The 12,967-nt window shown below is 60.5% G+C and carries 1 protein-coding gene and 1 other RNA gene; both read left to right on the forward strand.

The genetic code is table 11. The annotated features are described in order from the left end of the window. The first annotated feature begins 385 nt into the window (after positions 1 to 385). Positions 386 to 12,349, forward strand: coding sequence for a Spy0128 family protein (locus tag I2F59_RS02375; protein ID WP_195503124.1), 11,964 nt, complete (start codon positions 386 to 388; stop codon positions 12,347 to 12,349). A 94-nt stretch (positions 12,350 to 12,443) separates the two neighbouring features. Next, positions 12,444 to 12,539, forward strand: an RNA gene (gene ffs, locus I2F59_RS02380) — signal recognition particle sRNA small type. Positions 12,540 to 12,967: the final 428 nt, after the last annotated feature.

The raw sequence follows: 12,967 nt of genomic DNA on the forward strand, positions 1-12,967 counted from the left end.
CCAAGCGGGGGCGCCAGGCGCCCGGATGCGTCATGCCGAAATGGCGCGAAGCACGCGGTTGACAAAACTATAGAGACACGTCCCAAATTAGCTACTTTGTGGGTTGTGGGGGATAAAGATTGCCGGTCGATTTGTCCTACTGGGGTATGTCGATGGCGCGAATGGTTCGATTTGACGACCGAGTGGCAACCCGAGGCGAAATTTCGGGTCACCCAAATTGCTACAATTTTAAGCATGCAGCGATGTCCTGCCTTGCGTTTCTGCGCGGGGGGGGCGTATATTTGCATCGATGGGGACGACACACATATATAGCGAGCTGCTTCTTGCCGTCCTCATGGATTTGGGGAGGGCCTTCATGAATCGCGTGTGTGCGAGAGCTCGAGAAATGCTAAAGCCTTTTGGCAAGAAAACCAATACCGCAAAGCGTGTCCTTAGGGTTTTGGCCGTCCCGCTGGCGGCGTGTGCGCTCTTGTTTGGCGCGACGAGTGCGTCGGCCGATCAAGCGGTTCCCTTTAGCAACCACACCGTGCAGACGGTGAATCCCACCGGCACTACGGTCAATTTGTTCGACTATTGGGTCGTGAACGGCGACAATGATAAGTCCGTCAACATAAACAACAAAAATGGCAATGACAACACCGGCATCAACAAAGGTCACCAGCTCAAGTTCAATGGCGGTGCTGGATCGGGTATTAATAAATGGACGGGAAGAAGCGGCATTGACGGCTTTGGACGTCTTCCATTTGTGAAGAACACGCTGGTGAATGGCTATCCCGAGATCAAGGCTGGCACCTATGCCTCATACGGCACGAAAGGCGATTGCACCGATGAGTCGCTGGCCTATCTCTTTAACAACGACAGTCAGGCCAACGGCAAGCAGAATGGCAAGGCCGTTTACAACAACGTGCAAGGCCTTTTCCAGCTCAAAGATGGCTATTACGTCTACGACTCGTACGGCTCTGACGGTAACTATGGTAACTATGCCGTGTATAACCCCACGACCAACTCCTTTAACGTCTACGATAAGGCGGGCGTATATAAGGGCGGCGTATCAGATGCAAATCTGGGCCAGTTCTTCCCCTTCGACTCGGCTGACAAGGTTTTTGATGAGAAGGGCAACAGCCTCTCCCCTAAGCAGATCATTGATGGAAGCACGAACCTCAACCATCACTTTGGAATGTCCGTGACCACGGAGTTTGTCCAGCCTGCGAGCGGCAAGACCACCGGTAACAAAGATATGATCTTTGAGTTCTCGGGCGACGATGACGTCTGGGTGTACATCGATGGCGTACTCGTGGGCGATCTGGGTGGCATCCATGAGAAGGCGACGCTCAAGATCAACTTCGCCACCGGTGGCGTGCATGTCGGTCATGTCGACAATGCAAATGATCCCGAAAAGACAATTCAAGACACCACCATTAAGGCGATGTTCCAAGCTGCCGGCGCAGATACTTCAAACAGAAGATTCTCCGGCAACACCTTCCTCGACAGCTCCAAGCACACGCTGAGCTTCTTCTATCTGGAGCGTGGCGCGGGCGCATCGAACATGTCGCTTAAGTTCAACCTCACCACCCTGCCGTCGTCCGAGGTCGCGAAGGTCGACCAGAACGGCGAGGCAGTCCAGGGTGCCGAGTTTGCTCTGTATCAGTCAGATGCCAACTGGAACGCGCAGGATGAGGCCATCGCTCAGGGCACGACGGACGCCAATGGCCAGCTGGTGCTTCTGAAGCCGGACGGTTCCGTTCTCTCCTTCGACGAAGAGCACGCCAATAAAAACGACTACTTTGTACTCAAAGAGGTTAACCTGCCCAAGGGATACCGCTCGAGCCTGACCTCATCGACCACTGCAACGCCAGGTGAGCTGCACCTGCAGTACAAGGCCGCGGCAAGTGGCACGGGTGGCGCGGTGGTTGCACCGCAGACAACGGTTACAACAGCCGACGACAAGTCATGGACGGGCAGCCGCATGTGGCTGAACGGCGGCTATCTGGCCGCTAAGGAGACCATTTCCCTTAGCAAAGAAACAAAAGACAATAAGGACAAACCCATTAGCTCGGGTACGACCTTTGCTGTCGTGCTCAAGCGCACCGATAAGAGCAAGAGTGACACGGACGAAAGCGCATGGACGGCGGTCACGGGCAATCCGCTCGAGGGCTACAAGCTATGCTCTGCGCATGGCATTGCCGGTGCGGTCGAGGCTGCCAAATCGGCAGATACGAGCGTCTTTGGCGTCAACACCAAGGGCGACTACGAGGTAACGGTCAGGTCGCTGCCCGGCGATATCGAGAAGTACGCCGCCATGATGACGGACAAGTCCCAGTCCGAATATACCGTGGCGGTGTATCACACCACAGCATCGTCTCTGGCGGAGGCAACCATCGACAACACCTCTATGGTCCAATATCAAACGATAAACAGGCAGTTCTCTACGGTGATTCACCTCACCAACGTCCAGAATCGTCTGTTTGTGCAGAAGGTTGACGACCTGGGCAAGCCCGTGAACGGCGCGACGTTTGAGCTGTACCAGGCCAAGGACGTTACCGGCGATAGCCCCAGCACGTATGCCATTGAAGCCGGCGCCACGCCGTATGACACCGTGCAGGCAAACGGCATGACCTATCCGTATGACATTGAGGGTGCTGCATGCTTCCCACTCGATTCGACAAAGCATGCACCCCTTATCAAGGGTACGTACTACCTGCGTGAGTCTGTAAGTCCAGATGGCCATGAGATTAACAACACCATCACCAAGGTAATCGTGGACGATTCGGGTGTGTATGTGGATGCCGGCAAGGAAGACGACGGTGTGCGCAGCATGAGCGGCCCGGGTTCGCTGATTGCTTCCCTAGCGCAGTTTGGCTCTCCCGACTCGATCGATAATACGCTGACACACATCAAGGGCAAGCTGCAGAGCGCGACTGGTGCAGATGTCAAGGGTAACCTGACGTGGGGCCAGACGAGCACTGCCAAGGGCGTGACGCCTTCTCTGGCGGACGACTTGATGCACATGCGCTACGACAAGGCGACGCAGGGCGCCAAGACCGTTCTGCGTTATGTCGAGGATGGTGGCGATCGCGACGGTCAGCTGGCGACGATCTTTGCCGATACGGGCGTAAACCGCATGGCTCTTTATCAAGACGATGATGCCACCAATGGCACCGATCTGGGCACGCTTCAGCTCAATCATCTCTTTACCACGGCAACGGCCGTGCAGTATACCGATCGTCGCGTGGCACGCCTGCAAGTGACTAAGACCGTGACGGCGGACAGTGGCCTTACCGCGCCCACCAAGGATGCGAACAACAACGATCTGACGTTTACGTTTAAGTTCACCCTGCCGGAGTCCCAGAAGGGTTACGAGGCGCACGTATTCGATGCAAGCGGCAAGGCCGTGGGCAACTCCTTTACGCTTAAGAACGGCGACACCCATTTCATCAAGGCCGGCGAGACCATTCGCGTTTACGACCTTAAGAAGGACGACAGCTACAGCGTGAGCGAGCTCACCACCAAGGGCGAGGAGTCCAGTGGCAATGTGCTGGCGAGCATCGTTAACACTGTGACCGGCTCTGCCGGCGAGTCGGTGCTTCCGGCTGGCTTTAGCCTCGTGAGCCGCAAGGCCGGCGGCGAGGAGCAGTCCGGAACCGGTAACACCATCACGGGCAAGATCGTCGCGCTCGTGGACGGAAAGATTCCCGCGAGCAACACGCTCGAGTTCATCAACAAATACAGTGTCAGCCCCGTAAAGAATGGCCTAAGCGCCAAGAAGATGCTCGAGGGTCGCGATTGGGCCGATGGCGATTCCTTTACCGTGCAGCTTACAGCCGACGACGGCGTCCCCATGCCCAATGGCGCCAAGAGCAAGGTGTCGACGGTCGAGCTTACCAAGAATTCCCAGACGCAAACGGTTGGCGACATCACCTATAAGACGGCAACGTTTGGCGAAATCACCTATACCAAGCCCGGCACGTACACCTATACCATCTCGGAGGTTATCCCCGGTTCCGATGCCGGGGCAGACGGCATAAGCTACTCCGCCGCCCGCTATAAAGCGGAGGTCGTGGTGGAGGACAACCAAGCTGGTGCTCTTGTCGTTGAGAGCGTGAAGATGACGCAGGAGCGCAACGACGCGGGCGACGACACCAAGACAGAGGTTGCCGACGCGATCTTCACCAACCGCTACGACGAGCATGAGGGGAACATCACCATCCATGCTCAAAAGAGCCTAACCGACAACGCCGGGAGTTTCCCGCTTTCCCAGAACGCCTTTAGCTTTGAGCTCAAGCGTGTGGGCGGCTATGCGGACGACAATGCAGCGTTCGATCCCGATAAGGTCGACAAGAGCATCAAGGCCCCCATGCCTCAGGGCGCCGAGGGCGACACCGCGACCGTGGGCAATAACGCCGACGGTACGGTGACATGGCCGGCAATCTCCTATACCGCCAAGGCTGATGCGGGACGCGCCTACGTGTACAAGTTCGCTGAGAATCTCGGTAGCATTAAGAAGGGCATGGACTACGACAAGTCGGTCTATTACGCCGTGGTGCGCAACGCCAAGAAGGGCGCCGGCATCCAGACTTCGATCGAGTACTACAAGGTTGTAAAGGACGGCTCGGTAAAGCAGCTGGACACGAACGTTACGCCTTCCTTTACCAATATATATAGCGTGGAGCCCATGAGCGTGACCCTGCAGGGCCAAAAGACCGTGAGCGGTCGCGATTGGAACCAGGGCGAGACCTATACCTTTAACCTTACCGCCGCTACGGACGATGCCAGCGCAACTGGTCTGGGTAAGACCACCGCAAAGGCAGTAACGGATGGGGCTGTTGCCATTAACGCCAGTCAGGCTACTGCCGCCGCGCCCGAGTCGGGACGCGTGGCCTCGTTCTCCTTTGGCACCGAAGCCGCCCCGACCGTGACGTTCAACCGCGCGGGCACCTTTAGCTTCAATATCACCGAGAACGCCGCACAGGATGGCCAGGCGGGCATGTCTATGGACAAGTACACCGCACGTGCGACCGTCGTGGTGACCGATCTGGACGAGTCGGGCAACCACACGGGCAAGCTGCGCGTGTCGAGCGTGACCTACGCCAACACCGGCGCCTCCGATGCGGACAAGGCCGTAACTGACAAGGCCGCCTTTACCAACGCATACCATGCGTCGGGCACCTTTGATGGCGTGACGGTCAGCAAGACCCTTGAGGGTCGCGCTTCTGCCGCGGGCCAGTTTACCTTTGCCGTGACGGGCCTTTGGTACAACGGCGTTCAGACGTCGGTCGACGGCGCCGATGCTAGCCTGTCCAATAAGGCTGCGGGGGCCGGCGTGTCCGGTGCCGTGGTGGGCGCAAGCGGGCAAGAGAAGCTCTTTGCTCGTACGCTCACGGAGCAGGATCTGGGCCATACGTTTGCCTATCGCATCCGCGAGAATCAGCCTGCGGCTGCCGGCTACGCCTATGACACCGGCTACACTGGTGACGCTATCGTGCTCGTCAAGGTTCTAGCACGCAAGGACGACCCCGCTAAGCTCTACACCGTGACGACCGTGCTCAAGGGTGCGGGTGTGACGGAGCTGCTGGGCGACGGCGCCGACGCGAGCGCGCTGACGGACGAAAAGATCGTCGAGCTCAAGCAAGATTCGCATACTTACGTGCAGCAGTACGATGCAAGTGAGACCGGCGCCACGACGCCTGCTGTCTCGTTTGTGAACCGTTACACGGCAAGTCTCGACTATGGCGCCAATGGCGGTTTGCAGATCGAGAAGACGTTGACGTATCCCAAGGACGCGACCATTTTTGGCTCGCCTAAGAGCACGTTCCGTTATATCGTCAAGCCTGCTGACGAGACGTCTGCCAGCAAGGTTGGCATTTCCACGAATGGCAAGGTCTTTGAGACCGCAAATGTCGAGGCCAACGCTCCCAAGACCGTAAGTTTGGTACCTGCGGGCGGGCTGACCTTCACTCAGGATGATGCCGGCAAGACGTTCACCTATACGGTGAGCGAGATTGACGACAAAGCGACGGGCTATACGTACGACGAGACGGTCCATACGGTTAGGGCCGTCGTAGCGGATAACGGCGACGGCACGCTTAGGGTCACGACATCGGTAAGCAAGCAGGTCGATGGCAAGGACGAGCTCGAGGGCCAGTGGATCTACCCGTCGGATGCGACGTCTACCGGTGTCGCGACGGTCAAATTCAAGAACACCTATACGGTCGCCGAGGCAGCAACCTATACTCCGTCCGTGACCAAGGTGGTTGCCGGTGCCAATGCTCCGGACAAGTTTACCTTTGCCATGACCGCGGCCGATGATGTCACCAAGGCTGCTATCGACGGCAAGCTCATCACCGGCTCTTCGATGAGTGCGGAGAACGGCTACGCTGAGAAGAAGCAAACGAAGGAGGGCCTCAAGGACGGGGAGCACTATCAGGTCGGCTTCTCAAAGCTCACCTTCAACAAGCCGGGCACGTATAAGTTCGCTATTAACGAGGTGGCTGCGAACAGCGGTCTTGGCGAGTGGAAGTATGACCAGCACGTCTATACCGTGACGGTCACCGTAACCGATGAGGGCGGCAAACTTGTAGCGCGTGCCGATGGCACGACCGGCTCGGAAGGCTTCATCTTTACCAATAGTTACCAAACTTCAACGAGCTACGAGCTCCAGGGCGGTTTGGAGATCGTCAAGACGCTTAACGGGCACGATCTGCATGCCGGCATGTTTGGCTTTACGGTGACGGGCGAAGACGATGCTTCAATCGAAAAGCTCAACAAGCTGCTGCGCGCGGATGAGGGTAAGCTCACCGTTACGAACGATGAACCGCAGGCCGATGGCACGTCCCACACCGGTATTTTGGGCGGCCTGACCTTCGCGACGGGCGATGCGGACAAGACGTTTGCCTACAAGATTGTCGAGAATGGCGGCGGTAGGGGCGGCTATACATACGACTCCACCTATTGGAAGGTAGAGATTGCGGTTAAGAAGCGCGATAACGGTTCGCTCTATACCGTGACCACGGTCAAGCACTATGACGCCAACGACGTTGAAGAGCCCCGCGATGCGAATACCTTTAGCTCCGAGAGCGGTACCGCCAAGGCCCAGGTGTCCTTTACCAACAGCTACATCGCGACCGGAACATTCGACGGTCTTGCTGCCGAGAAGGTAATGGACTCCGGCGACAAGATTGAGGCGGGTCAGTATACGTTTGACCTGTATGCCGAGAAGACCGATGGCTCGCTCGAAAAGATGGATGAGGGTAAGACCCAGGCGAGCGATAACGGTATCGCCACGGTCGACTTCGGCAAGGTTAACTTTAAGCTTGGCGGCGCTCTCGGCGGATCCCATGAGCTGACGATTGACCTTGCTGGCGCTGTGAAGGATGGTGTTGCCACCAAGCAACACAATGCCGACCACACCACTACCTACAGCTTTAACCTGGTGGCAAAAGAGCGCTTGGCCAACCTGCCCGAGGGCGTGCGTCCCGTGGACACGTCCGCGACGTGCCGCGTGCTGCTCGAGGTGACCGATAACAACAACGGCAAGCTTACGTCCAAGGTGACCTATCGCAATGGTACCGAGAACGGCAAGATCGTCTTTCACAACACACGCGATAAGGTCAAGACGATCGGCACGGTTGCGAAGCCCAATGTGGACATCGACGGGCAGTTGCTCTCCGTGGGCGACTCCTACGTCTACACCATTAACTGGGTCAACACCGAGGCCGATGCCAATGGCAACTTGGTTCCGGCCAACGTGACCGTGACCGACAAGCTTCCTGCCGGCGTTGTGTTCGAGGCCTTTGAGGGCGAGTGTGCCGATAAGGGCGCCGCGAGCGGACAGTCGCTTACTTGGGACCTGGGTAAGCAACCCGCGGGCAGCCACGGTTCGGTGCGCGTGCGCGTCAAGATTACCGAGGACGCCGTGGAGGATGCCCAGGGCGCTGTCGGCACCGTCAAAAACGCCGCCACTATTACGGTTGGCAACAAGAGCTATACCGGCACCACGACCAACTACGTGCCCAAGAAGTCCGAGAGTGATGCTCAGGATTCGAGTGGCTTGGGCATTAAGCTGGGCGATGAGCTCACCTACACCATCGGCTACAAGAGCACCGAGGGCGCGTCTGCCACGGTGAAGATCACCGATGCCGTCCCCGCGGGAACCGAGTTCGTAGAGTTCGCCGGCGACCATAAGGATGCCGCCTCCAAGGACAATGACGGCAGCCTTACCTGGACGTTGAAGGACGTTCCCGCAGGCAAGGAGGGCACGGTTCAGTTTAAGGTTCGCGTGACCGAGAACGCGTTTAAGAGCGGTGGCGCTTCGGGCGACATTTCCAACCAGGCGTCGGTGGCGGTCGGCAACAACCCTGCCGTCAAGACCAACACCACTACCGACGAGGTGTCTGACGGGCGCCTGACGTTGAGCAAGACGGTCACGGCCGCCGAAGGCATCACTGCGCCCAACAAGGCATTTACCTTTAAGGTGCTGCTCTACCAGGCCGATGGCACAACGCCTCTGGCCGGCACCTTTGCGTTCGCCGGTCGCCTCAGCGGCACCAACGGCACCTATGTAAGCGGACAGATCAAGAGCGGGGATACCATCGAGCTTAAGGCCGGCGGCTCCGTGACGGTTACCGTGCCCGTGGGTGCTCGTTACGAGGTGCAGGAGCTTGACTCCAAGGGCGATCTCATGACGAGTGAGGACGGATTTGCAATTGCCGACAAGGCGAACACCAAGAAGGGCACCGTCGGACAGACAACGCAGGCAGGCTTCACCAATGTCTATAGCGTGGAGTCCACGAAGGTGAAAAACGCTTTTAAGGTGCAAAAGAAGATCTCCGGACGCAACTGGATAACATCGGATGCCTTTACCATGATGCTGACTGCCCAGGGTGAGGCACCCATGCCCAAGGGCGCCAAGGAGGGCGTGTCGACGATTGAGTTGCACAAGGATGCCCAGGTCGGCAACTTCGGTGCTATCGAGTACACCAAGCCCGGTACCTATACCTATATGATTACCGAGCAGTCGGGTGACGAGACGGCACTCACGTTCTCGAAGGCCACCTATCGTGCCACCGTCACGGTGACCGACGATGGCGCCGGTAAGCTGTCTGCCAAGACCAAGGTTGCACAGCTGACCGACGATGCGGGTGACGCTGTTGAACGCACGGTCGAGGCGGCGGTCTTTACCAACACCGCCAAGACCGGCAGCCTCATCGTCAAGAAGACAGTCGTCGGCGGCGACAATCAGCGCGAGTTCGGCTTCACGGTCGCGCTGACCGACGGGGACGGCGAGCCCGTCTCCGGCACCTTCGGCAAGGGTGAGCACGCCGTGACGTTCGCGGATGGCAAGGCGACCTTCACGCTTAAGGACGGCGGGGAGAAGACCGTCGCCGGCCTGCCCGTGGGCGCGCACTACACCGTGACCGAGGATGCCGCCGAGGGCTACACGACCACGGCCAACGGGGCTGACGGCTCCAAGGCCGAAGGCGCCGTGACCGAGGACGGCGCGACCGTCGCGTTCACCAACACGTACGGAACGGCCACCGAGGGCAGAGACGTCTCCACCGCGGGGCTCTTCACCAAGACGCTCAAGGGTCGCGACTGGGCGGAGGGCGACAGCTTCCAGTTCGCGCTCGCGGGCAAGGACGGCGCGCCCATGCCCGAGGGATCTGCCGACGGCTCCAAGACCGTCAGTGTGACGGCCGCCGGCACCAAGGCGGGCGATAGGGTCGCCTTCGACTTCGGTTCCATCCGCTACACGCTCGATGACATCAAGGATGCCGAGTTCGCCGAGGTCGGTGGCAAGCGCGTGCGCGCCAAGACCTTCACCTACACGGTGCGCGAGGTCAGGCCCGATGACGGCTCTGCCATCGCCGGCGTGGCCTACGACGGCCACGCCGCCACGATGACGGTGACCGTGACCGACGACGGCTCCGGCAACCTCACGGCCACGACGCCCGCGATCGCGGAGGTGAGCGGCGTCGACTTCGTCAACACCTACACGACCGAGCTCGACTACTCGGCCCGCGCGGGCGTGCGCCTGTCCAAGACGCTCTTCGGCCGTGCCATGGAGGCGGGGCAGTTCGCCTTCACCGTGACCGCGGACGCCGAGACGGCCGCCAAGCTCGGCCTCAAGACCGACAAGGACGCCTACGCCGTGGCCGCGGCTGACGATGGGAAGGCCGACCTGGTCGACCTCATCGGCGGTGCCGCGAAGAGCGACGTGAAGTTCACCGACGCCGACGCGGGCAAGACCTACAGCTTCACCGTCACCGAGACCAAGCTCGGCGGCGAGGGCTACACCAACGACACCGCGCCACGCACGGTGACCATCGCGCCCGGCTACGATGCCGCGATGGGCAAGCTCACGGTCACGACCACGGTTGCCAAGGACGGTTTCGAGGTCGCCCGCAGCGAGGTCTCCACGGCAGATGACGCCACGGAGACGCCCGCGCCCGTGACGGTCGCGTTCCAGAACTCCTACGAGGCCACCGGCGTGCTCGGCGGCGAGGGCAACGTGGCAATTAACGCCACCAAGACGCTGACGGGTCGCGCCGCGGCGGCGGACGAGTTCTCGTTCTCCGTACGCGATGCCCAGGGCAACGTGGTCGCGACCGCGACCAACCAGGCCTCCGGTGACGGCGAGGCAGCGGGACTTGCGTTCTCGCCCATCGCCTACACCACCGACGCTCTCGAGCAGATGGTGGCGGACGGCACCGCCACCAGGGCCGCCGACGGCTCATGGGCCATTCCCTATACCGTATCCGAGGACGGCACGGACCGGCTGCCCGCGGGCGTGACGGCGACCGCCTCGAGCTTCGACATCACGGTCAAGGTGACCGATGACGGCAAGGGCGGGCTGGATGTGGCCGTGGTCTACCCCGAGGGCTCCGGTGGCACGCTGTCGTTCGTGAACGGCTACGGCACCAACGAGGCGACAGTCGACCTCGCGGGTACCAAGACGCTGGCGTTCGGCCAGGCCGGACTCGGCCTCACGCAGGCCGACATCGAGGGCAAGTACACCTTTAAGATTGAGCCGCTGGACGGCGCGCCCGCGCCGGTCGACGCCTCCGGCAAGACGGTAACCGAGGCGACCAACGACGCCGCCGGCAACGTCGAGCTGGGCCACGTCACGTTCAAGCAGCCGAGCGACCTCGATGACGTCGAGATCGACGGCGACGGCCTGCGCATCAAGACGTTCGCCTACCGGGTGAGCGAGTCCGGCTCGGTCGACGGCGTGGTCAACGACGCGACGGCGGCTAGGACCTTCGCGGTCAAGGTGGTCGAGGACACCAACGCGGGCACGCTCGCCGCGGAGATCCTGCCCGCAGAGGGCACGCCCGAGGGCAAGGGCGCGTTCGAGTTCACCAACACCTACGTCGTGAACCCGACGCCGAGCTCCGTCACCGACCAGATCAAGGTGAACAAGAAGCTCAAGGGCCGTGACCTGGCCGAGGGCGAGTTCGAGTTCCAGCTGGTCGAGATTGCCGCCGACGGCAGTGAGAGCGTCGCGGCAACGGGCAAGAACGCCGCCGACGGCACGGTCGCTCTCAGCCCCGTCACCTACACCGCGCCCGGCACGCACAGCTATGAGCTGCGCGAGGTCGCCGGCACGGCGGGCGGCGTGACATACGACAGGGCGACGTACCGCGTGCGCACGACGGTTGTCGACGCCGGTAACGGCACGCTCGCCGTCAAGCACGAGCTCATGGATGCCGAGGGCAATGCCACGAACGACACCTCGGTGACCTTCACCAACGGCTACAAGGCCGCACCCGTCACCCTCAAGCTGGGCGCCGCCAAGGTGCTCAAGGGCGCCGAGCTCAAGGCGGGCCAGTTTGGCTTTGAGCTCAAGAGCCGGGACGGCAAGGTCATGTCGACCGCCAAGAACGCCGCGGACGGCAGCGTCACGTTCGACGCGCTGACGTTCAAGCAGGCCGGCACCTACACCTTCACGGTGAGCGAGGTCGACGACGGCCAGGCGCACGTGACCTACGACAAGGCGGTGCGCAAGATCGTCGTCACGGTGAGCGACGAGGCGGCCGACGGCACCAAGACGGGCTATCTGTCGGCGAGGGTCTCCTACGAGGGCGACGCCAACGTGCCGCCAGTCTTCACCAACAGCTACGCCGAGGAGCCCGGGACCCCCGGCACCCCCGAGAACCCCGGCACGCCGGGCGGCGGCTCGGGTGGCGGTTCAGATAACGGCTCCGGCAGCGGCTCCGGCGGCGACGGCTCCAAGGGCGGTATGCCCGACACCGGCGACCGCAGCCTGCCGGTCGAGGTGCTCGGCGCCATGGCTGGCATCGGCGCGCTGGCTGTCGCGGGCGGCGCGGTCCTGTACCGCAGGCGCCGCTAGCGATATGCACGAGTGGGGCGAATCCATCCGATGGGTTCGCCCCACTTGCCCTGCTGGACGGGAGCAGGTAAGATATACCGAGCGCCTAGCGCGTTCGATGGGTTCGGATGACGACATGTTCCGAATCTGGTCAGGTCCGGAAGGAAGCAGCCATAAGGAGCCTCTGTCGGGCATCCGAATCCATCGAGCGCACGGGCTTTCTTTTTGCGCGGTTTTACCAAACCGCGCAATGCTCGACGCTGCGCGCCACCCAGAGCGACAATTTGTCATTCAAAAGGCAAGGCATGACCAGAAGGTCTATGCCTTGCCTTTTTCATGCCAACTTGTTCGCTCTGGGTGGCGCTCGCTGGCTTTGCCAAAACATCGATGGCTACGCGGTCCAGGAGGCGGCGAAGTGTTTGGTGTCTCGCTGGTCCTCGGCTTTGCCTGCGGGATCGCTCGACTACCAAGCGCCCTGCCGGCACTCGCGGGTAGCCGACCAAAACCACCTGAAGGGTCACATTTATCTGAATAATTTAATCCCGTGTCTTTTGCTGCTCGTTGGCGTTGTCTGGAGCGCGGCGGCTACGTGGTTCAAGAGACGGCGGCATTACCATCTGTTTTTACAAGTAAAGAGGC

The organism is Collinsella aerofaciens (genome assembly GCF_015556945.1).
Classification (GTDB): Bacteria; Actinomycetota; Coriobacteriia; order Coriobacteriales; family Coriobacteriaceae; genus Collinsella; species Collinsella aerofaciens_AO.

Coding starts and splice junctions, on each gene's coding strand:
- I2F59_RS02375 (WP_195503124.1), top strand. CDS start 386: ATGCTAAAGCCTTTTGGCAAGAAAACCAATACCGCAAAGCGTGTCCTT.